The organism is Candidatus Pseudomonas auctus, assembly GCF_048654275.1.
Classification (GTDB): Bacteria; Pseudomonadota; Gammaproteobacteria; order Pseudomonadales; family Pseudomonadaceae; genus Aquipseudomonas; species Aquipseudomonas pharyngis.
In genome coordinates this window covers 258279-280298 of the sequence record NZ_JBJYZK010000008.1, presented here as the reverse complement: position 1 = coordinate 280298, position 22020 = coordinate 258279, and the positions used below count along the sequence as shown (strand labels likewise).

Here is a 22020-nt window from a genome sequence, read left to right as displayed (position 1 = left end):
GTCGGGGTAAGGGGATTCGAACTCCTGACATCCTGCTCCCAAAGCAGGCGCGCTACCGGACTGCGCTATACCCCGGTAAAAAAAAGGCGATCTTTCAAAGATCGCCTTCTTCGATCAGCGCTTTTGGCCTCTGATCTTAAGATTCGATCCCAGTGTTACCTGGTTTCAAAAATGGTGGGTCGTGTGGGATTCGAACCTACGACCAATTGGTTAAAAGCCAACTGCTCTACCAACTGAGCTAACGACCCAAAAATGGTCGGGGTAAGGGGATTCGAACTCCTGACATCCTGCTCCCAAAGCAGGCGCGCTACCGGACTGCGCTATACCCCGGTTTGAAATTGGCTCCGTGACCAGGACTCGAACCTGGGACCCAATGATTAACAGTCATTTGCTCTACCGACTGAGCTATCACGGAACTACACATTTCAATTTACTACGGTGAAACTTGCAGCTTCTCGACATCGTTTTCGCATCGCTGCGTTCGTGTGTCTGAGGCGCGCTATTCTACAACCTAGAACACCTCTGTCAACCCCCTAAATTGCTTTCAAGTTAATGATTTGCAACTTATTTCAGATTTCTGCCCAGTGAGCTGAAACCCTGTTGGTGACTGACTGCGGGGCGCACTTTACAAGCCTTTTCCTTTGAGTTCAACAGCCTGGCGAAAAAAAAGGCCTCGCATTGCGAGGCCTTGATGACGACACCACCGTCGGGCGTCAGTTGAACGTGATCTCGTCGTTCTCCACGACGCCGGTCGCGGTCTCGCCAGGCAGGAAACGCCCCGACAGGATCAACTGTGCCAGCGGGTTCTCGATCCAGCGCTGGATCGCCCGCTTCAGCGGCCGTGCGCCATAGACCGGGTCGTAGCCGACGGCAATCAGCTTGTCCATCGCTTCCGGGCTCAGTTCCAGCTTCAGCTCGCGCTCGGCCAGACGGCTGCGCAGACGGCCCAGCTGGATCTCGGTGATGCCCGCGATCTGATCCCGCGCCAATGGCTCGAAAATCACCACTTCGTCGACCCGGTTGATGAACTCCGGACGGAAGTGGGTGGAAATCGCATCCATCACCGCTGCCCGTTGTGCTTCACGATCACCGACCAGTTCCTGGATCTGCATCGAACCGAGATTGGAGGTCATGACGATCACGGTATTGCGGAAGTCCACCGTGCGGCCATGGCTGTCGGTCAGACGGCCATCCTCCAGCACTTGCAGCAAGATGTTGAACACATCCGGGTGCGCCTTCTCGACTTCGTCCAGCAGGATCACCGAGTAAGGCTTGCGCCGTACCGCTTCGGTCAGATAACCGCCCTCTTCATAGCCGACGTAGCCCGGTGGTGCACCGATCAGCCGCGCCACGGAATGTTTCTCCATGAACTCGGACATGTCGATCCGCACCATCGCCTCTTCAGTGTCGAAGAGGAACTCGGCCAGCGCCTTGCACAGCTCGGTTTTACCGACACCGGTCGGGCCGAGGAACATGAACGAGCCGCTTGGGCGATTCGGATCGGACAACCCGGCCCGGGAACGCCGCACCGCATTGGCTACCGCCACCACCGCTTCGTCCTGACCGATCACGCGCTGATGCAACAGGCTTTCCATCTTCATCAGCTTGTCGCGCTCGCCTTCGAGCATTTTCGACACCGGAATGCCGGTCCATTTCGAAACGACTTCGGCGATTTCCTCTTCGGTCACCTTGCTGCGCAGCAACTGGTTTTCGCTTTTGCCGTGCTGGTCGACCATTTGCAGACTGCGCTCCAGATCCGGGATCACCCCGTACTGCAACTCGGCCATGCGGTTCAGGTCGCCTTTACGGCGCGCGGCTTCCAGCTCCTGACGGGACTGTTCGATCTTCTGCTGAATCTGCGCAGAGCCCTGCACCTCGGCTTTTTCCGAGTTCCAGATTTCTTCCAGATCGGAGTACTCACGCTCGTGGCGATCGATTTCTTCCTGGAGTTTCTCCAGACGTTTCTTCGCCGCGTCGTCACTTTCTTTCTTCAGTGCCTGAGATTCCACCTTCAGTTGAATCAGGCGCCGCTCAAGACGATCCAGCACTTCCGGCTTGGAGTCGATCTCCATGCGGATGCGGCTGGCCGCTTCGTCGATCAGGTCGATCGCCTTGTCCGGCAGCTGTCGGTCAGTGATGTAACGATGGCTGAGCTTGGCTGCAGCGATGATCGCGCCGTCGGTGATCGCCACCTTGTGGTGAACCTCGTAACGCTCCTTGAGGCCACGCAGGATCGCAATGGTGTCTTCTTCACTCGGCTCGTCCACCAGCACTTTCTGGAAGCGCCGCTCGAGGGCCGCATCCTTCTCTATATATTGGCGGTACTCGTTGAGCGTGGTCGCGCCGACGCAGTGCAGCTCACCACGGGCCAGAGCCGGCTTGAGCATGTTGCCGGCGTCCATCGAGCCTTCGCCCTTGCCGGCGCCGACCATGGTGTGCAGTTCGTCGATGAACAGAATGATCTGCCCTTCCTGCTTCGACAGCTCGTTGAGCAGCGCTTTCAGGCGTTCTTCGAACTCGCCGCGGTACTTGGCACCGGCAATCAGCGCACCCATATCGAGGGACAGCAGGCGTTTGCCACGCAGGCCGTCCGGCACTTCGCCGTTGATGATGCGCTGGGCCAGCCCTTCGGCAATCGCGGTTTTACCCACGCCAGGCTCGCCGATCAGCACCGGGTTGTTCTTGGTGCGGCGTTGCAGAACCTGAATAGTCCGACGGATTTCATCGTCACGGCCGATCACCGGGTCGAGCTTGCCTTCTTCGGCGCGCTTGGTCAGGTCGACGGTGTACTTATCCAGTGCCTGACGCGACTCTTCGTGGTTGGCGTCGTTGACCGCCTCGCCACCGCGCAGGTTGTTGATCGCATTCTCCAGCGCCTTCTTGCTCACGCCCTGGCCGAGCAGCAACTTGCCGAGCTTGCTGTTCTCGTCCATCGCGGCGAGCAGCACCAGCTCGCTGGAAATGAACTGGTCGCCCTTCTGCTGGGCCAGACGGTCGGCCTGGTTGAGCAGACGCGCCAGATCCTGCGACATGTTGACGTCGCCGGTCGGGTTCTGGATTTTCGGTAATTGATCGAGCTCTTTGGTCAGCTCTTTACGCAAGCTGTTGACGTCGAAGCCCACCTGCATCAACAGGGGTTTGATCGAACCACCCTGCTGTTCAAGCATGGCTTGCATCAAATGCGCCGGCTCGATGGCTGGATGATCGTGGCCGACGGCCAAAGATTGGGCATCGGACAACGCCAACTGCAATTTGCTGGTTAAACGGTCTATACGCATGGGTCACCTTCCTTTTGAGCAGGCCGGACCTAAAAAACCATCCTGAATAAAGAAACCTGCCAGATACCGCTATAGATGCGGTCGATTCTGGAAGATTCAAGCGTCAGGGAGTTGATGCAGGTCAGACAAGCTTAGCGGGTGAGCCAGACTAGAGAAGCGAAGCGACCGGTGCGCGACGCACGGCGATAAGAGAAGAAGCGCGGATCGGTCACGGTACAGAAACCACCACCATAAACAGCGGTGACACCGCGGACCGCCAGACGCAGCCGCGCCAGCTTATAGATGTCAGCCATGAACTTGCCGGCGTTGTGGCTCGGGACAAAGGCTGTCTCGGCTTCGGGCAATTGATTGATGAAGACTTCCCGGACTTCCGGGCCGACTTCAAAGGCTTGCGGGCCGATGGCCGGGCCGAGCCAGACCAGAATGTCTTCGGCAGGCACATCCAGACTGTCGAGGGTAGCCTCCAGCACGCCGGCCGCCAATCCACGCCAACCGGCGTGAGCGGCAGCAACGCGAGTGCCGGCACGGTCGCAGAACAGCGCCGGCAGGCAATCGGCAGTCATCGCCGCACAGGCGATACCGGGCGTCGCCGTCCAGCTGGCATCCGCCGTGGCCACCACGGACGGATCAGCATGTGCCACGGCAATCCCGTGCACTTGCTGCAGCCAGGCAGGCTTTATGGAGAAGTGTTCGGTCAGACGCCGACGGTTTTCGGCAACAGCCTCCGGACGGTCATCGACATGATCGCCCAGATTGAGGCTGTCGAACGGCGCCTCGCTGACGCCGCCCTCGCGGGTGGTGACACAGGCTTTGACGCTGGCCGGCGCGGGCCAGTCCGGCGTCAGCCAGTTCATCCGACGAATGCCTCGCGATCCTGCTTGAGCAGGGTCAGCAGCCACACCAGATCTTCCGGCAGCGGCGATTCCCAGCTCATGCGCTCACCGGTGGTCGGATGATCCAGCTCGAGGAACCGCGCGTGCAGGGCCTGACGCGGGAAGTGCTTGAGGGATTCGACCATGGTTTGGCTCGCGGCCGGCGGAATGCGGAAACGACCGCCGTACGCCGGGTCGCCGACCAACGGGAAGTTGATGTGCGCCATGTGCACGCGGATCTGGTGAGTACGACCGGTTTCCAGCTTCACCCGTACGTGGGTGTGGGAACGGAAGCGCTCCAGCACGCGGTAGTGGCTGACGGCCGGCTTGCCGCCTTCCATCACCGCCATGCGCTGGCGCTGCTGGCCGTGACGGCCGATCGGGGCGTTGATCTTGCCGCCGGCGGTCACCACGCCGATCACGATGCACTCGTAGATCCGGCTGACGCTGCGGCTTTGCAGCTGCGCGACCAGTTTGGTCTGCGCCTGAATGGTCTTGGCCACCACCATCAGACCGGTGGTGTCCTTGTCCAGACGATGCACGATACCGGCGCGCGGGACATTGATGATGTCCGGCACGTGGTGCAGCAAGGCGTTGAGCAAGGTGCCATCAGCGTGACCGGCAGCCGGGTGCACCACCAGGCCCGCAGGCTTGTTGATCACCAGAATGTCGTCGTCTTCATAGACGATGTCGAGTTCGATGTCCTGAGCGACCCATTCACCCTGGGCCTCCTGCTCGGCAGTGAGCTCAAGGATGGCACCGCCATGAACAATGTCGCGCGGGCGGATGACCGCCCCGTCCACAGTCAGGCGACCTTCTTTGATCCAGGCGGAAAGGCGCGAGCGCGAGTGCTCGGCGAAGAGTTGGGCGGCGACTTGATCGAGGCGTTGGCCGCCCAATTCGGACGGCACCTCTGCGCGAAGTTCAATTTTATCGGACATGCTCGGACTGGGCGTCGGCTACAGCCTTTGGTTTCGGCTGCGCGCTTGTGGTTAAATACGGCGTCTTTTGCCCCGGGGCTTTTCAACGGGGCGCTCATCATAACAGGACGGCCCCGCCCAAGACAGCGGCCGTCATAGGGACGCAAGCCGCCATGCAAGTGAAACACCTGCTGCTGATCGCCATCCTCGCATTGACCGCTGCTTGCTCATCGAAGGAAGTCGTAGACGAAAACCTGAGTGAAGCCGAGCTGTACCAGCAGGCTCAACAGGACCTGGACAACAACAGCTACACCAGCGCCACAGCCAAGCTGAAGGCTCTGGAGTCGCGTTATCCGTTCGGTCGCTACGCCGATCAGGCACAGCTGGAACTGATCTACGCCAACTACAAGAACTCGGAGCCGGAAGCTGCAAAGTCCGCCGCCGAGCGCTTCATTCGTCTGCATCCGCAGCACCCGAACGTGGATTACGCCTACTACCTGAAGGGCCTGACCTCGTTCGACCAGGACGTCGGCCTGCTGGCGCGCTTCCTGCCGCTGGACATGACCAAGCGTGACCCGGGCGCCGCCCGCGACTCCTACAACGAGTTCGCCCAGCTGACCAGCCGCTACCCGAACAGCCGCTACTCGCCGGACGCCAAGCAGCGCATGATCTACCTGCGCAACCTGCTGGCTTCCTACGAAATCCACGTGGCCGACTACTACCTGACCCGTCAGGCCTATGTCGCCGCTGCCAACCGTGGCCGTTACGTAGTGGAAAACTTCCAGGAGACCCCATCGGTCGGCGACGGCCTGGCGGTAATGACCGAAGCCTACCAGCGTCTGCATCTGGACGAACTGGCGGCCACCAGCCTGGAAACCCTGAAGCTCAACTACCCGAACCACCCGAGCCTGCAGGACGGTCAGTTCGTGCCTCGCGTTGCCGAAGCCGACAACCGTTCGTTCCTGAGCAAGGCTACTCTGGGCCTGATCGAATCCCGTCCGCCGCTGCCGCCGGGAGAGACCCGCGCCAACCAGGACGTGCAGAAGCAGTTCCAGGACGCGAAAGACGCGATCCCGAACGAGCTCAAGCCAAAAGACGAAAACGGCGACGTGATCGAAGAGCCGGAACCGGAGTCGAGCGACAGCGACCGTTCCATCTTCAGCTACATGACCTTCGGTCTGTTCGACTGATCACTTCGGTGATGCCAAAAAGGGAGATCTTCGGATCTCCCTTTTTATTGCGGCGTGTGACTGGGCTGTGCGCTTGTCGGGTCCTTGGCTAAACTGCCGAATCATTAGCCGAAAAGCCGCCCATCATGCTTCGTTTACTGTTCTGGATTGCCTTGATCGCCGCTGCTGTCTGGTTGTGGCGCAAATTCAAGGCCCCCGCCTCGTCCGCCCGACCGCCTCGCGAACAGGATGCCGCACCGATGGTGCGCTGCGCCCACTGCGGCGTGCACCTGCCCCGCGACCGCGCGCTGAACCTTCAACAACAGTGGTATTGCAGCCAGGCTCACCTTGAGCAAGGCCCCGGTTCCAGTGATCGCTGAGGCCGAAAACGCCGACAGCAAACAGGTCCAGCGACTGCTGCGCCTCTATCATCTGTACCGTTTGAGTGTCGGCATCACCTTGGTGTTGCTGATATCCAGCAACATGGACAACCGCCTGCTGACCTCGGCCAACGACGAGTTGCTGCGCAATGGCAGCTGGTTGTACCTGGTGCTGAACATCCTGCTGGTGGTGTTCCTCGAGAACATCCGCCGCCCAGCCCAGTTGTTCGCTCTGGCACTGGTCGACATTCTGCTGCTGTGCGGCGTGTTCTACGCAGCGGGCGGTGTGGCCAGTGCGATCGGCAACTTGCTGATCGTTTCGGTGGCCATCAGCAACACCTTGCTGCGACGACGCATCGGCCTGCTGATCGCCGCCGTCGCCACCCTCGGCATCGTCGGGCTCAGCTTTCTGCTGAGCTTCAGCCATCCCCTGAGCGCCAACGACTATCTGCAGGCCGGCACCCTCGGCGCCTTGTGCTTTGCCGCCTCGCTGCTGGTGCAAGGGTTGATCCGTCGTCTCGAAGTCAGTGAGAACCTGGCCGAGTTGCGCGCCAGCGAGGTCGTGGGGCTCGAAGCCCTCAACGCGCTGATCCTGCAACGCATGCGCACCGGCATTCTGGTGCTCGACGAACAGCGCCGGGTGCAACTGGCCAACCACAGCGCCAAGGCCCTGCTGGGACAAACGCACCTTGAAGGCGACTTGATCGACGAGCACTCGAGCGCATTGGTCGAACGCCTGCAACTGTGGCTGAACAACCCGACCCTGCGCCCGCAAAGCCTGAAAATCGCCGGCAACGGCCTGGAGCTGCAGCCGAGCTTCATCGCCCTGGAACAGAGCCCGAATCGCCAGACCCTGGTGTTTCTCGAAGACCTCGCCCAGATCGCCCAGCAGGCCCAGCAATTGAAACTGGCCGCGCTGGGCCGGCTGACCGCCGGTATCGCCCATGAAATCCGCAATCCGCTGGGGGCCATCAGTCATGCCGCGCAGCTGTTGCAGGAATCCGAGGAACTCGACGGCGCGGATCGGCGTCTGACGCAGATCATTCAAGACCACTCCCTGCGCATGAACCGAGTCATCGAAAACGTCCTGCAACTGTCCCGCCGCCAGCAGAGCGCGCCGCAACGGCTGGATCTCAAACCGTGGCTGGAGCAGTTCGTCAGCGAGAGCCGCGAACAGGCCGGCGAGCGCCAGCACATTCATCTGCACATCGGCCCGGGGGATTTCCGCACGTTGATGGATCCCGGCCAGCTCACGCAGATTCTCGACAATCTGTTACGCAACGGCTGGCGCCACAGCGCCCTTTTGCACGATCCGGCCGAGGTCTGGCTGACGCTGTCCATCGACCCCGAGAGCACGCTGGCCGTGCTCGAAGTGCAGGACAACGGCCCCGGCGTGCCGCTGGATCAGCAGGCTCACCTGTTCGAACCGTTCTTTACCACCAGCAGCCAAGGCACCGGCCTTGGGCTTTATCTGTCCCGTGAGCTATGCGAAAGCAATCAAGCGCGCCTAGACTTCAAATCACGCCAAGGCGGCGGCTGCTTTCGCATCACCTTTGCTCACGGACGGAAACAAAGTTGAACACGAGCCCACGGCAAAAAATCCTCATCGTCGACGACGAGCCGGATATCCGCGAACTCCTGGAAATCACCCTGGGACGGATGAAACTCGACACCTTCAGCGCACGCAATCTCGCAGAAGCCCAGGCGCTGCTGCACCGCGAGACCTTCGATCTGTGCCTGACCGACATGCGCCTGCCCGACGGCACCGGCCTGGAACTGGTGCAGCACATTCAGCAACGTTATCCCCAACTGCCGGTGGCGATGATCACCGCCTACGGCAGCCTGGAAACGGCGATCAACGCCCTCAAGGCCGGGGCTTTCGACTTCCTGACCAAACCGGTGGACCTGACGCGCCTGCGCGAGCTGGTCGGCTCGGCGTTGCGTATGCCGGCGCCGGGCAATGTCTGCACTTCGATCGACCGGCGGCTGCTCGGCGATTCACCGCCGATGCGCAACCTGCGCAAACAGATCGACAAACTGGCCCGCAGCCAGGCACCGGTGTACATCAGCGGCGAATCCGGCAGTGGCAAGGAGCTGGTGGCCCGATTGATTCATGAACAAGGCCCCCGCGCCAATCAGCCGTTCGTGCCGGTGAACTGCGGGGCGATTCCTTCAGAGTTGATGGAGAGCGAGTTCTTCGGCCACCGCAAAGGCAGTTTCAGCGGTGCAGTGGAGGATAAACCAGGACTGTTTCAGGCGGCCCATGGCGGCACACTGTTTCTCGATGAAGTGGCGGATCTGCCGCTGCCGATGCAGGTCAAGCTGCTACGGGCGATCCAGGAAAAAGCCGTGCGCAGCGTCGGCGGTCAACAGGAAACCGTGGTTGATGTGCGCATCCTTTGCGCGACGCACAAGGATCTCGACGCGGAAGTGGCTGCCGAGCGCTTTCGTCAGGATCTGTATTACCGGTTGAACGTGATCGAACTGCGTGTGCCGTCCCTGCGCGAACGTCGCGAGGACATCGAAGCGTTGGCCGGCCATGTGCTCAAGCGCCTGGCCAATGGCACCGGGCAACCGGCGGCACGTCTTCACCCCCATGCACTCGAAGCGCTGAAAAACTACCGTTTTCCGGGCAACGTGCGGGAGCTGGAGAACGTGCTCGAGCGGGCACACACCCTGTGTGAAAACCGCACGATCGAGGCCGAGGATTTACGCCTGAGTGAAGGTAATGGCACCGCTGAAGGCGGCATTGCCGATCTCACGCAGATCGACAATCTGGAAGACTATCTGGAAAGCGTCGAACGCAAACTGATTCTGCAGGCGCTGGAGGAAACCCGCTGGAATCGCACGGCGGCGGCGCAGCGGTTGAGCCTGTCATTTCGGTCGATGCGCTACAGGCTGAAGAAACTGGGTCTGGATTGAGGGCCTCTTCGCGGGCAAGTCGAATCGTCGCACCGCCGCTCCCACAGTTTTGTGCCGTGCTCAACTTTTGAGTAAAGCGCCGCACCCTGTGGGAGCGGCGGTGCGACGATTCAACTTGCCCGCGAAAGCGATTTATCAGGCACCGCTAAAAAACTGACTAGATCCGTCCGGCCGGTGCATACGGCGCCGGATCAATGATCGGCGCGCGCCCCAGCATCACATCGGCAAACAACTGACAGGACGCCGGCGCCAGCACCAGCCCGTTGCGGTAATGCCCGCAGTTCAGCCACAGACCGTCAAAACCCGGAACCCGGCCAATGTAAGGGATGCCCTCGGGCGAACCCGGTCGCAGCCCGGCCCAGTGCCCCACCACTTCGGCATCGGTCAGCGCCGGCAGCAACTCGACTGCCGAGGCCTTGAGGCTTTCCAGCGCGTTGTCCGTCGGGGTCTTGTCGAAGCCTTCGTGTTCCAGCGTACTGCCGATCAGAATGTGCCCGTCACGGCGCGGAATCGCGTAGCGCCCCTTGGCCAGCACCATGCTCGGCAGGAAATCCGCCGCGCACTTGTAGAGAATCATCTGGCCCTTGACCGGTTCCACCGGCAGCGACAGGTCCAGGGTCTTGAGCAGTTCGCCGCTCCACGCACCTGCGGTGAGAACGACCTGATCACCGGTGATCACACCAGTGGAGGTCTGCACGCCCACCACCCGCTCGCCATCACGGACAAACCCGCTGACTTCACACTGCTCATGGATCGTCACGTTCGGCAGCGCCTGCAACGCCGCTTTCAAAGACTTCACCAGCCGCGGATTGCGCACGTTGGCCACATCGGCCATATAGATCGCCCGGGAAAAGCCGCCACCGAGCACTGGCACCGCATCATGCGCCGCCGAGATATCCACAGCCCGTAGCGGACGGTCCTCCCGCGCGGCCCAGGCCAGCGCTTCGGCTTCGTCATCCAGATCCAGCCAGTACAGGCCGGTGGTGTGCACTTCTGGATCGACCCCGGTATCGGCAAACAGGCGCTCGCCCAGCTGTGGATAAAAATCCTGCGACCAATGCGCCAGCGCGGTGACGGCCGGGCTGTAGCGCCACGGGTACAGCGGAGACACGATACCGCCGCCGGCCCAGGACGATTCCTGGCCGACGTTCGAACGATCCAGCAGCACCACGCTGCCGACCTCGGAGGCGAGGTTGTACGCAGTGAGCAGGCCAATCACCCCGCCACCGACAATCACCACTTGCTGTTGCCTGGTCATGTTTGATCCAACCGTAAAAAAGACAGTGGGCGCAAAAGGCGCCCGAAATAATGCGGCTCAGCGGCCCCAGCAATCCTTGGTGGTCAGCCCGGTGGTCGCGTTGTTCATGCTTCTGACACCGGTGTTGGTGAGGGTGAAATCCCCGCACTTGTCAGTGGCCATGGCCGTGCCGGTCTTGCGGGTCGCGGTCAGCAGGAAGGTCTGATCGGTGAGCGTCGGCGTGATGGTGTAGAAATCGTTGCCGGTGCTCAACCCGGTGACACCGGTGTAGACGTTGTTCTTCGAATAGAAGCGCTCGAGGATCTGTGCCTGTTCCGACAAAGTGCTGACCACGTCGGCACGACGGCCCTTCTTCACGTATTCGGTGAGGCTCGGATAGCCGATGGTGATGACGATACCGATGATCGCAATCACGATCATGATTTCGATCAGGGTGAAACCTCGGTTGGATCTGCGCATGCCTCGAACTCTCGCTTACTGAATTTGCCGCCACATGATACGACGGCTGCCGCCGCCGGATTTTTCCACCAGGGTGGTGATACCACCACTGGAATCGTTCACGACCTTGCGTGATGCACCGTTGACGATGGCGTTCAGGGTCGGGATACCGCCGGTGAACACCACGCCGCTGGAAATCGTGTCGTTGCTGTCGACCACGCCATCGGCATTGGTGTCGAGCACCGCGTAGTTGAGCATCTTACCGCTGAACGCATCGAGTTCGATCAGTTTGCCGGTACCGAAACTGGAACACGGGTCGGTGGTATCGACACTGGCCGTGGTGAACACGATGCGTCCCAGCACCAGACTGGCCTGATTGATCACCCGTTCGCCAGTCAAGGCGTTGTTGTACACCAGCGGCAGATACCAGCCCTTCTCCGCCGGATAAGTCGTGTCGTTCTGGCTGGTGGTGACGAACTGCCCGGTACTGCCGGAGAACACCCCGGTAATCGCCTGCGCCTGCAAACTGCTGACCGTGATCTGGCCCGACCCGCCATCGGCATCCCACACCGAATAGAACGCCTGCAAATCCTTGTTGGTCTTGTCGGCGGCTTCGTTGAACTTGCCGGTGCCAACGAAAATCTGTTTGCCGCCCAGAGCGTTGTCCGCCAGTAACGGCTGCGCGGTGATCGGCTGAGTCGTCCCGCCGGCCGTGGTGAACAACGGCTTGCCGGAAAAAGCTACGCCCCAGCTGTCGGAGGACGTGGCGCTCAGGTCGAACTTCCACAACCGCCCCTTCAAGTCACCGCCATACGCCGCCTGCACCACGTTCTGCGAATTGACCCGCAGCTTCACCGAGGACAAACCGTTGGCGGTTTCCGTACTGTCGATGACGATTTTCTTGATCAGCGAGCCGTCACGCACATCCAGCACATACAGCGCCGCCACCCCGGAGTTGCTGCCGTAACCGTTGGCAATGAACGCCGCCCAGCGACCATCGGCCAAGCGTGCCACTTCCGGACGGGCATAGGCGTAACCCAGATCATTGAAAGCGTTGGAAGTGCTGGCAGTGGCCGGCGCGCTGACTTCCCACAAGGCACGAATGACGTTGCCCGCCGAGGCGTCGAATAGTTGAAGCCCATAGAAAGTCTTGCCACCGGCCCCTGTCCCGCCGATGGCCAGGGTTTTCCAGGCCGTGCCGAATTGCGCATCGAATACACCGATTTGACCATCCACCAGAAATTTGTGGCTGACGCCATTGACGTAGTTCGGATCGGCAATCAGGCGCAGCGAGGGCAATACGCTGGACGGCATGTAGGCATAGCGTCGGGTACCGTTGGCCGAGTTGATGACGCTGACAAATCCGTCGTTGGCGTTCACCACCAGGCTGGCATTCATGTTCGAAGCCTTGGTGGTCAGGTAGGTGCTGTAGGTGGTGTCACCGGCCAGATCGGAAGCGGTTTTTTCCGTGGGCGAAGCCAATACGAGCGGCGAGTTGATGATGTCTCCGAGCAACACGCTGCGCACTTTGAGCCCGGTCTTGTTGGTGCCCTTGCTCCATTCGACCAGGTCGATGCCGCTGATGCCGGTGGGCAAACCCTGGCTGAGAACGGTCTGCTGGGCCGGTGAGAAATTACCGTAGGCCAGCGTCACCACCGCGTTGTTCAGGGAATTCCAGGACTGGTAGGTCGGCGCAGTGGCACCGGGCACGATGGCCGTGTCGGTGGTCCACAGCACGGTCGACGTATTGACTGCCCCGGCCGAGTTGAACCCAAAGGACTTGATCGTGCCGCGCCAGTCCTTGGGGTCATAACTGGTCTGGAAATAACTGGTGCCGCTCGCCAGCGTGGTGCCACTGGCCACGCCGCTGCCGCCGGAACCGGCCTTCGAGGTGATGTCGCTCAACGCCGAAGACAGCGCGGCATTCAGGCCGGCGCTGTCGGTCGCCTGGTAGTAGCGGCCCTGTCCGTAATCGGCGGCGTCCGAGAGCATGTCGTTGGAAGCGGTGAAACCCACGGTGTAGGTGTTCATGTTCTGCCTGGGGAAATCCACCGCGTTCCAGCTCTTGCCCGCTGCATCGGTGCCGGTGGAACGCATGTCGATGTCGAAGGCGAACTTGGCGATATCGTCCAGATACAGCGTATCGCCCTCCCCGTCCCCGTTGAGGTTGTTCCCGTCATTGTTGATGCCGTCCCAGTTCGGCAAGCGGCTGCCACCCAGCGGGTCGTTGCTGGGAAAGGTGCGGTCATAGGTCGGCAAACCGTCAGTGATCACCACCCCGTAGTTTTTCTGGCAGCGGTACTGGATCGGGCTGGTGTAGGTGCTCGGCGTGCTGTTGTAGTACGGCGCCATTCCGCGCATATATCGGGTGATCTCGTAGTAGGTTTCGGCCAATGGGGTGTTGGCCACCGCGCTCAGGCCATTGATCGAGGAAATCAGTGCGTTGTAGTTGGTGTCGGCCTGGGCCTGGGTCACGCTGCCGCTGACCGGTGACAGGTCGCTGACGGAGCGGGCAATGAAACCGCCGTTGCCGGGGTTGTTGCTGGTGGCCGGATTGAAGGTGGCCAGGCCCATGCGCAGGTTGCGGTTGCTGGTGACCAGTGCGGTGGAGACGTTGCGCGCCACGTTGATCCGGTAATCGTTGGGAATCGCCCCGGTGGTGAAGTCGCGTGTGCCGTTGTTGATCGCCAGACTCACCACGTAGGAAATGTAATCCGCCGAATAACGGGTATTGCCGCTGCCCACCGGATCCGGCAGCTTCAGGCAGAGCGGCGTCAGGCTGTTGTTGTAGAACGCATAGGCGCCGCCGGAGCAGCCGGAGGTCGGCAGGCTCGACAGAAAGATCGTATCGCCGGTAATGGCGGTCGAGCTCAGACACAGGCCGATGACCGCGTTGCACTGGCGAGCCGGCGTGCGATCCACGGTCGGATCGAACCCTGCTGCATAGATGATGCTGTTCATGCTGCCCGAGTCGTCGATCATCAACATGACGTTCGGTGGCACGGCGGCCGCGCTTAACAGTGGCGAATCGGACGGCGTGAAAGCATACGCCGGTGCCGCCAGATAGAGCCCGGTCAACACGCCGAGCAGCAGCGACAACCCTTTGAAGCGTCGCTCAGTACTTCGCATAGACACTCTCCACCACACTGCGCGAAGTGCCGGCGATGCCGATGGCCGTGACCCGGTACAACGTCGCCGAGGTGTTGCTCGGTACGTTCACCGCCGTCAGGGTCGTACCGATATTCTGCACCCCGTAGAACCCGCTGCCGGCGGCGATCCAGGTGACCCCCGACGTGGAATTGAACCCGGCCGCGCTGACCACCGAGGACTCCGCCGGCGGCGCGCATTGGGTAGGGCTGGCGCACACCGCCAGCGCGTAGCCATCCAGTTGCACCGCACTTTCGCCGATGCGCAGCGCCGCCTCGGCAGTCTGGAACGATTGATTGCGCAAACTCACGCTGCCGGCCATTTTTTCCTGCAGGTTGGCGCTCTGCATCGATGACAGGCCGATCACCGTCAGAAGCAGCAGAAATACCAGGCTGACCAGCAACACCATGCCGCCCTGGGACCTTCGCCGATGGAGAGAAACGTTCATCGTTCGCCCCTCACTGCAAGCGGTTGCGCAAGGCGGCAACCACGTTGAAGGTTTGATTGCTGACCCGGTTGTTCGGGTCAGTGAGGGTCAGGCTCAGGCGCACGCTGCGAATCCGCGCCGGATCACTGGGGTTGGCGCTGTAGGTGGACGCCGCGACATCGGTCGCGGAACTCGCCAGACCGAACGTCACGGTAAATGCACTGACGTTGTTCACCAGCACCTGTTGGGCCGGATTGCCGCTGCCAGTGCCCATCAGAATCTGGTTGTTGCTGAAGCTGTAGACCAGCCGACGGATCGGGAACGCGATCTGCCCCGTCGCTGCCGCCCGTGCGCCGGTATAAGCAATGGCGCTGTTGCGGCAATCGGAGACCACCGTCCAGGTCGGGGTCCCGCCCGCACTGCCGACATCAGCGGTGACCAGGGTCAGCTTGAGGTTGGCGTTGTCCCAACTGATCGGCGTGATCTGGGCCGCCGTGAAATCCCCCGCCGAGCTGGAATCGGTAATCGTGCCCAGGCAGCCGAACATGCCCACCATGCGCAGCTCCTGAATCATCTTGCTCAGTACAAACCGCGCGTCCTCCTGCATGGCGGCCGCACTGTTCTGACTGACGTAAGTGTTCTTCGCCGCCAGGAAGATCTGCACCACGCCGAGCACCACGATCAGCCCCAGCGCCAGAGCGACCAGCATTTCGATCAGACCGAAACCCAGGTTATGGCGCTTCATGGTGTGGTCACCGGATCGACCGCGGCGCGACTGGTCAGGACGAAGCTGCGGGTTGCACCGGCCGTATTGGCGGCGCGCGCGTCACTCCAGGTGATGGTGATGGTGTACACGCGCTGATTGAGGGTGATGCTGCCGGTGGCGGTCGGGCCGCCGAAATTGACGATGTTGGTGCTGAAATCGTAGAGATCCTGATCCCGGGCGACACTCAGATTGCCCGTGGTCGGTGGCGTCACGGTGTAGTCGGCGCCGGAGTTGGCGCGGATCCGGTCCATCATGTCGTAGGCGATGAAACTCGCCTGGCTGGTCATCCGCGAGCTGTCGGTGTACTTCAGCGCATTGAGCTGAACCGCCGCCGCGCCCAGCAACCCGACCGTCAGAATCAACAACGCGACCAGCACTTCGATCAGCGTCATGCCCTCCTGTGCGTGCTTGCTCCCTGCCCTCATCCGCAACTTCCACCCAATTGAATTCGTCCGTTCAGACACACGTTCAGCGTCCTGCTTTGCGTGCCCAGCGTGTAACTGATGACCACCGCCGTGGACGGCGCCGCCAGCCCGCCCAGATTATTGAAATCCAGCGCGGTCACCCCAGAGGGTAGCGTCAGAGTCGCACCGCTGCTCATTGCTGGAACAACCCGCAATACATTGGCCGGAGTGCCAGTACTGTCGTAGACCGACAACTCGCCGGTCCAGACACTGCCGCCGGCGCTCGGCCGCAGGCGGGTGGTGATGCCCCGGTTGATCGCCTCGAGCCTGGCGTAGTTGAGGGCCCGTTGCAGGTCGCCGACCTCGGTGTCGGCCTTGCTGCCCTGCACCGAACGGGTGAATGCCGGCACCGCCATCGTGATCAGGATCACAAACACCGCGACCGCCACCAACAGCTCGATCAGCGTGAAACCTTTTGTACGATGATCCATCGATGCCCTCCGTTGCCGTCGGCTATACCTGTACAAACCTAGAACATTCGACCGGCATGCGCCGGTTGATTTACCGCGTGCGGCGCACGGATTGCGCCGCCGTGCACAATCCAGGGAGGAGGCGCACATGCCGCAACAGGGTTTCAGTCTGGTCGAACTGCTTATGGGACTGGCGATCGGCGCAATTGTTCTGTCGCTGGTCAGTCCGGCGCTGGCGGACTTCACCGAATCAAACCGACGGCAGCAGGCCGCGCAGTCTTTGCTCGACGGGATTCGTAATGCCCGGAGCATGGCCATCACGCGCAACCAGAGTGTGGTGATTCATGGCATCAACGGTGACTGGGGTCAGGGCTGGCGGATCATCCTGGATCTCAATGGGAAGGGGCCGGCGGATGCGGGTAATCCATTGCTGACCGAGCAGGCGAGTGACGGAAAGATACCGATTGTCGGCAACTGGTTGGTGAGCCGGTACATACGGTTCAGCAGCCTGGGCCAGCCACTGGTGCCGGACCGCAAGTTTCAGGCGGGGACGATACATCTATGTTCGGCTCGTGAACCGGTCAGCCAGCTTCAGGTGGTGCTGGCGGCGACCGGTCGCGTACGCCTGGCCAGCCAAAAGGCTGAACAGGCGTTGTGCCGAAAGGATAAAGCGATCAGATCGAACGGACGCGCAACTCTTTAGGCATCGAGAACGTGATGTTCTCCTCACGCCCGGCCAGTTCGTCGGCGCCGGTGGCGCCCCAGGCCTGCAACTGCTGGATCACGCCACGTACCAGAACTTCCGGGGCGGAGGCGCCGGCAGTGATGCCGATACGCTCGACACCGTCGAACCAGCTCTTCTGCAGGTCTTCGGCGCCATCGATCAGGTAGGCCGGCGTGGCCATGCGCTCGGCCAGCTCACGCAGGCGGTTGGAGTTGGAGCTGTTCGGACTGCCCACCACCAACACCACATCGCATTCGTCAGCCAGTTGCTTGACCGCGTCCTGACGGTTCTGGGTGGCGTAGCAGATATCGTCCTTGCGCGGCCCGCCAATGGCCGGGAAACGCGTACGCAGCGCATCGATGACACGGCTGGTGTCATCCATGGACAACGTGGTCTGGGTGACAAAGGCGAGCTTGTCGGGGTTGCGCACCTGCAACTCGGCGACATCCTTCTCGTCTTCGACGAGGTAGATCGCGCCGCCATTGCTGGCGTCGTACTGGCCCATGGTGCCTTCGACTTCCGGGTGACCGGCGTGGCCGATCAGGATGCATTCACGGCCGTCGCGGCTGTATTTCGCGACTTCGATGTGCACCTTGGTCACCAGCGGGCAGGTGGCGTCGAACACTTTCAGGCCACGGCCGGCGGCTTCGCTACGCACAGCTTGCGAGACGCCGTGGGCACTGAAGATCACGATGACATCGTCCGGCACCTGATCCAGCTCTTCGACGAAGATCGCGCCACGACTGCGCAGGTCTTCGACCACGAACTTGTTGTGCACCACTTCATGACGCACATAGATCGGCGGTCCGAAGACTTCCAGGGCGCGGTTGACGATTTCGATCGCCCGGTCCACGCCGGCGCAGAAGCCACGGGGGTTGGCGAGTTTGATTTGCATGCTGTGCCTCGTGTCTTGCGCGCAAGAAAATGGATCATTGCAATCCCTGTGGGAGCGGGCTTGCTCGCGAAAGCGCTGTGTCAGACAACGTTTATGTTGAATGTCAGTCAGCATTCGCGAGCAAGCCCGCTCCCACAGGGGTTCTGCTGTGTTACTCAGAGCGCTTTGACGGAGAAGATTTCCACGTCAAAGGTCAGCGTCTTGCCTGCCAGCGGGTGGTTGAAGTCAACGGTCACTTGCGCGTCGTCGAACTCTTTCACCACACCCGGCAGCTCAGTATTGGCCGCATCGTTGAAGATCACCAGCAGCCCCGGCGACAGTTCCATGTCCGCAAACTGCGAACGCGGGATGATCTGTACGTTTTGCGGGTTCGGCTGGCCGAAGGCGTTTTCCGGCTCGACGGTCAGGGTACGCTTGTCGCCGGCCTTGAAGCCGAACAGCGCCGCCTCGAAGCCCGGCAGCAGGTTGCCGTCGCCGACCTTGAAAGTCGCAGGGGCTTTGTCGAAAGTGCTGTCGACCGTGTCGCCGTTCTCCAGGCGCAATGCAAAGTGCAAGGTGACTTCCGTGTTCTGGCCGATGCGTTGCTCAGCCAATACCTGTTCAGTCATGAACGGCTTCTCCGGTTTTTTTACTTTTGAACATGTCCAGTGCCAGCATCACCGCACCAACGGTGATGGCGCTGTCGGCGAAGTTGAACGCCGGGAAGTACCAGCGGTTCTGCCAGTGCACCAGAATGAAGTCGATCACATGGCCCAGGGCAATGCGGTCATAAAGGTTGCCCAGTGCGCCGCCCAGCACCAGCGCCAGCGCGATGGCCAGCCAGGTTTCGTTGCGCCCCAGACGCTTGAGCCAGACCACCAGCACCGCACTGACCACAATCGCGATCAGCGCGAACAGCCAGCGCTGCCAGCCGGAGCTGTCCGCGAGGAAGCTGAAGGCAGCGCCGGTGTTGTAGGCCAGGGTCCAGCTGAAGTAATCAGGGATGATCACGATCTGCTGGAACATCTCGAGCTTGCCTTCGAAGTAGAACTTGCTGGCCTGGTCGATGACCAGAACCAGCAAGCTCAACCAGAGCCAGCTCAGCCGTCCGAAACGGCCAACGGCATTAGGCATAGTGACGAACCTCGCCGGCGCCATCGATGTTGTCCACGCAACGGCCGCAGATTTCCGGATGCTCCGGGTTCACGCCGACGTCTTCGCGGCAGTGCCAGCAACGGGCACATTTCGGGAAGGCGGATTTGACGATCTTCAGCTTCAGGCCGCTGACTTCGGTGGCCACAGCATCGGCCGGAGCCTGCACGAACGGCGCAACAGTGGCAGTCGAGGTGATCAGGACAAAGCGCAGCTCGTTGCTCAATTTGGCCAGGTCGGCAGTCAGCGCGTCTTCGGCGAACAGCGTCACTTCGGCTTGCAGGTTGCCACCGACGGCCTTGGCCGCGCGCTGGATTTCCATCTCTTTGTTGACCGCCACCTTCACTTCCATGATGCGATCCCAGTACTCGCGCCCCAGCTCGAAGCCTTCCGGCAACTCGGTCAGGCCTTCGTACCAGGTGTTGAGCATCACCGATTCGTTGCGCTCGCCCGGCAGGTATTGCCACAGCTCGTCGGCGGTGAACGCCAGGATCGGCGCGATCCAGCGCACCAGCGCTTCGGAGATGTGGAACAGCGCAGTCTGGCACGAACGACGGGCCTTGCTGTCGGCGCCGGTGGTGTACTGGCGGTCCTTGATGATATCCAGATAGAAACCACCCAGCTCCTGCACGCAGAAGTTGTGGATCTTCGAGTAGACGTTCCAGAAACGGTATTCGCCGTAGTGCTCTTGCAGCTCGCGTTGCAGCAGCAGGGTACGGTCAACCGCCCAGCGATCCAGTGCCAGCATCTCTTCGGCCGGCAGCAGGTCGGTGGCCGGGTCGAAGCCGGTCAGGTTGGAAAGCAGGAAACGCGCGGTGTTACGGATACGACGGTAGGCATCCGCACTGCGTTGCAGGATCTGCTCGGACACCGCCATTTCGCCGGAGTAGTCGGTCGAAGCGACCCACAGACGCATGATGTCGGCGCCCAGGGTGTCGTTGACTTTCTGCGGCGCGATCACGTTGCCCAGGGACTTGGACATCTTGCGGCCGGACTCGTCCACGGTGAAACCGTGGGTCAGCAGCTCGCGATACGGCGCGTGGTTGTCGATGGCGCAACCGGTCAGCAAGGACGAGTGGAACCAGCCACGGTGCTGGTCCGAACCTTCCAGGTACAGGTCGGCACGCGGGCCGGTCTCGTGGCCCATCGGGTGCGAACCGCGCAGGACGTGCCAGTGCGTGGTGCCCGAGTCGAACCAGACGTCGAGGGTGTCGCTGATCTTGTCGTACTGCGGCGCTTCATCGCCCAGCAGTTCGGCCGCGTCGAGTTTGAACCAGGCTTCGATGCCTTCGACTTCAACGCGCTTGGCGACTTCTTCCATCAGCTCGACGGTGCGTGGGTGCAGCTCGCCGCTTTCCTTGTTCAGGAAGAACGGGATCGGCACGCCCCAGTTGCGCTGACGGGAGATGCACCAGTCCGGACGGTTGGCGATCATCGAGTGCAGGCGCGCCTGGCCCCAGGCCGGGACGAACTTGGTGTCTTCGATGGCTTTGAGCGAGCGTACGCGCAGGGTGTCGCCGCTGACCGGCTCTTTGTCCATGCCGATGAACCACTGCGCGGTGGCGCGGTAGATCAGCGGGGTCTTGTGGCGCCAGCAGTGCATGTAGCTGTGTTCGATGACGGTGGTGTGCAGCAGCGCACCGACTTCGGTCAGTTTTTCGACGATGGCCGGGTTGGCCTTCCAGATGAACTGGCCGCCGAAGAACTCCAGCGACGGCACGTAGACGCCATTGCTTTGTACCGGGTTGAGGATGTCGTCGTTGACCATGCCGTATTTCTTGCAGGTCACGAAGTCGTCCACGCCGTAGGCCGGCGCGGAGTGAACCACGCCGGTGCCGGCGCCCAGTTCCACGTAGTCGGCCAGATACACTGGCGACAGACGGTCATAGAACGGGTGACGGAAATTGATCAGTTCCAGCGCCGAACCCGGTGCGGTGGCCAATACGGTGCCTTCGACGCCGTAACGGGTCAGGCAGGATTCGACCAGTTCTTCAGCCAGCACCAGCAGCTTGTCGCCGATGTCGACCAGGGCGTAGGTGAATTCCGGATGAACGTTGAGCGCCTGGTTGGCCGGGATGGTCCACGGGGTGGTGGTCCAGATCACGATCGAGGCCGGTTTGCCCAGCGACGGCAGACCGAATGCGGCGGCCAGTTTGGCCTCGTCAGCGATCGGGAACGCTACGTCGATGGTCGAGGACTTCTTGTTCTCGTACTCGACTTCCGCTTCGGCCAGGGCCGAACCGCAATCGAAGCACCAGTTCACCGGTTTCAAGCCCTTGAACACGAAACCGCCCTTGACGATTTCGGCGAGGGCGCGGATTTCACCGGCCTCGTTCTTGAAGTTCATGGTCTTGTACGGATTGGCGAAGTCGCCCAGGACGCCGAGGCGGATGAACTCGGTCTTCTGCCCTTCGATCTGCTCGGTGGCGTAGGCACGGCACAGTTCGCGGGTCTTGTCCGCGCCCAGGTTCTTGCCGTGGGTCACTTCGACCTTGTGCTCGATCGGCAGGCCGTGGCAGTCCCAGCCCGGGACATACGGCGCGTCGAAGCCCGACAGGGTCTTCGAGCGGATGATCATGTCCTTGAGAATCTTGTTCAGTGCGTGACCGATGTGAATCGTACCGTTGGCGTACGGAGGGCCGTCGTGCAGGACGAACTTCGGACGATCCTTGCCAATCTCGCGCAACTTTCCGTACAGGCCAATACTGTCCCAGCGCTGCAGGATCTGCGGTTCGCGCTGTGGCAGGCCGGCCTTCATTGGGAAGGCGGTGTCCGGAAGGTTTAGCGTGGCTTTATAGTCGGTCATTTAAGGCTCTTCA

Annotated in this window: 19 protein-coding genes and 4 tRNA genes; 5 read left to right on the top strand and 18 right to left on the bottom strand. The window is 61.3% G+C overall.

Annotated elements, in window-relative coordinates; translation table 11 throughout:
- Position 1: 1 nt before the first annotated feature.
- The 7 genes from ACKUG4_RS17460 to rluD form a co-directional block, all read right to left on the bottom strand.
- A tRNA-Pro gene (locus tag ACKUG4_RS17460) sits at positions 2 to 75 on the bottom strand.
- A 97-nt stretch (positions 76 to 172) separates the two neighbouring features.
- A tRNA-Lys gene (locus tag ACKUG4_RS17455) sits at positions 173 to 248 on the bottom strand.
- A gap of 5 nt (positions 249 to 253) precedes the next feature.
- Positions 254 to 330, bottom strand: a tRNA-Pro gene (locus ACKUG4_RS17450).
- Between the two features lie 9 nt (positions 331 to 339).
- A tRNA-Asn gene (locus ACKUG4_RS17445) sits at positions 340 to 415 on the bottom strand.
- 298 nt (positions 416 to 713) lie between these two features.
- Positions 714 to 3278, bottom strand: coding sequence for an ATP-dependent chaperone ClpB (clpB, locus tag ACKUG4_RS17440; protein ID WP_064382092.1), 2565 nt, complete (start codon positions 3276 to 3278; stop codon positions 714 to 716).
- 131 nt (positions 3279 to 3409) lie between these two features.
- Positions 3410 to 4132 carry a peptidoglycan editing factor PgeF gene (pgeF, locus tag ACKUG4_RS17435; protein ID WP_445434481.1) on the bottom strand — a complete coding sequence of 241 codons (723 nt, stop codon included), beginning with the start codon at positions 4130 to 4132 and terminating at the stop codon, positions 3410 to 3412.
- On the bottom strand, positions 4129 to 5091 hold the full coding sequence (gene rluD, locus ACKUG4_RS17430) for a 23S rRNA pseudouridine(1911/1915/1917) synthase RluD (RefSeq protein WP_011335991.1): 963 nt from the start codon (positions 5089 to 5091) through the stop codon (positions 4129 to 4131). The genes pgeF and rluD overlap by 4 nt, the downstream gene beginning before the upstream one ends.
- 152 nt (positions 5092 to 5243) lie before the next feature.
- Between rluD and ACKUG4_RS17425 the strand changes: the two genes are divergently transcribed.
- The 4 genes from ACKUG4_RS17425 (at position 5244) to ACKUG4_RS17410 (ending at position 9541) form a co-directional block, all read left to right on the top strand.
- On the top strand, positions 5244 to 6260 hold the full coding sequence (locus ACKUG4_RS17425; protein ID WP_085747727.1) for an outer membrane protein assembly factor BamD: 1017 nt from the start codon (positions 5244 to 5246) through the stop codon (positions 6258 to 6260).
- Between the two features lie 125 nt (positions 6261 to 6385).
- On the top strand, positions 6386 to 6619 hold the full coding sequence (locus ACKUG4_RS17420; protein ID WP_085747726.1) for a PP0621 family protein: 234 nt from the start codon (positions 6386 to 6388) through the stop codon (positions 6617 to 6619).
- The gene (locus tag ACKUG4_RS17415; RefSeq protein WP_445434483.1) at positions 6609 to 8198 is read left to right on the top strand and encodes a sensor histidine kinase; all 1590 of its coding nucleotides are present in this window, start codon (positions 6609 to 6611) and stop codon (positions 8196 to 8198) included. The genes ACKUG4_RS17420 and ACKUG4_RS17415 overlap by 11 nt, the downstream gene beginning before the upstream one ends.
- The gene (locus ACKUG4_RS17410) at positions 8195 to 9541 is read left to right on the top strand and encodes a sigma-54-dependent transcriptional regulator (RefSeq protein ID WP_064599509.1); all 1347 of its coding nucleotides are present in this window, start codon (positions 8195 to 8197) and stop codon (positions 9539 to 9541) included. Before ACKUG4_RS17415 ends, ACKUG4_RS17410 begins: the two co-directional genes overlap by 4 nt.
- A gap of 157 nt (positions 9542 to 9698) precedes the next feature.
- Here ACKUG4_RS17410 and thiO read toward each other — a convergent pair whose 3' ends face one another.
- From thiO to ACKUG4_RS17375, 7 genes are read right to left on the bottom strand one after another with little or no spacing between them, the layout of a single operon-like run.
- Positions 9699 to 10799 carry a glycine oxidase ThiO gene (gene thiO, locus ACKUG4_RS17405; protein ID WP_445434480.1) on the bottom strand — a complete coding sequence of 367 codons (1101 nt, stop codon included), beginning with the start codon at positions 10797 to 10799 and terminating at the stop codon, positions 9699 to 9701.
- A 57-nt stretch (positions 10800 to 10856) separates the two neighbouring features.
- Complete coding sequence (locus ACKUG4_RS17400) at positions 10857 to 11258, bottom strand: type IV pilin protein (protein WP_236190037.1); 402 nt, start codon at positions 11256 to 11258, stop codon at positions 10857 to 10859.
- Positions 11259 to 11273: 15 nt separating this feature from the next.
- Positions 11274 to 14366, bottom strand: coding sequence for a pilus assembly protein (locus ACKUG4_RS17395; RefSeq protein ID WP_445434479.1), 3093 nt, complete (start codon positions 14364 to 14366; stop codon positions 11274 to 11276).
- Positions 14353 to 14832 carry a pilus assembly PilX family protein gene (locus ACKUG4_RS17390; protein ID WP_085668041.1) on the bottom strand — a complete coding sequence of 160 codons (480 nt, stop codon included), beginning with the start codon at positions 14830 to 14832 and terminating at the stop codon, positions 14353 to 14355. The genes ACKUG4_RS17395 and ACKUG4_RS17390 overlap by 14 nt, the downstream gene beginning before the upstream one ends.
- Before the next feature lie 10 nt (positions 14833 to 14842).
- Positions 14843 to 15556: a PilW family protein gene (locus ACKUG4_RS17385; RefSeq protein ID WP_445434478.1), complete on the bottom strand. Its 714-nt coding sequence runs from the start codon at positions 15554 to 15556 to the stop codon at positions 14843 to 14845.
- Positions 15553 to 16002 carry a type IV pilus modification protein PilV gene (gene pilV / locus ACKUG4_RS17380; protein WP_064599519.1) on the bottom strand — a complete coding sequence of 150 codons (450 nt, stop codon included), beginning with the start codon at positions 16000 to 16002 and terminating at the stop codon, positions 15553 to 15555. Before pilV ends, ACKUG4_RS17385 begins: the two co-directional genes overlap by 4 nt.
- Complete coding sequence (locus tag ACKUG4_RS17375; protein WP_085689738.1) at positions 15999 to 16472, bottom strand: GspH/FimT family pseudopilin; 474 nt, start codon at positions 16470 to 16472, stop codon at positions 15999 to 16001. The genes pilV and ACKUG4_RS17375 overlap by 4 nt, the downstream gene beginning before the upstream one ends.
- Positions 16473 to 16599: 127 nt before the next feature.
- Here ACKUG4_RS17375 and ACKUG4_RS17370 point away from each other — a divergent pair, with 127 nt between their 5' ends.
- Positions 16600 to 17154 (top strand): GspH/FimT family pseudopilin, encoded by a 555-nt coding sequence (locus ACKUG4_RS17370; protein WP_445434477.1) that lies wholly within the window; start codon positions 16600 to 16602, stop codon positions 17152 to 17154.
- On the opposite strand, the gene ispH is transcribed toward ACKUG4_RS17370, so the two are convergent.
- The 4 genes from ispH to ileS form a co-directional block, all read right to left on the bottom strand.
- Complete coding sequence (gene ispH / locus ACKUG4_RS17365; protein WP_085612615.1) at positions 17126 to 18070, bottom strand: 4-hydroxy-3-methylbut-2-enyl diphosphate reductase; 945 nt, start codon at positions 18068 to 18070, stop codon at positions 17126 to 17128. The two genes, ACKUG4_RS17370 and ispH, sit on opposite strands and share 29 nt — an antisense overlap.
- A gap of 155 nt (positions 18071 to 18225) precedes the next feature.
- Positions 18226 to 18663, bottom strand: coding sequence for an FKBP-type peptidyl-prolyl cis-trans isomerase (gene fkpB / locus ACKUG4_RS17360; protein WP_170928297.1), 438 nt, complete (start codon positions 18661 to 18663; stop codon positions 18226 to 18228).
- 7 nt (positions 18664 to 18670) lie between these two features.
- Positions 18671 to 19183 (bottom strand): signal peptidase II, encoded by a 513-nt coding sequence (gene lspA, locus ACKUG4_RS17355; RefSeq protein WP_064118729.1) that lies wholly within the window; start codon positions 19181 to 19183, stop codon positions 18671 to 18673.
- A complete protein-coding gene (gene ileS, locus ACKUG4_RS17350; RefSeq protein ID WP_445434476.1) occupies positions 19176 to 22007 on the bottom strand; it encodes an isoleucine--tRNA ligase in 2832 nt (943 codons plus the stop codon). Before ileS ends, lspA begins: the two co-directional genes overlap by 8 nt.
- Positions 22008 to 22020 lie beyond the last annotated feature (13 nt).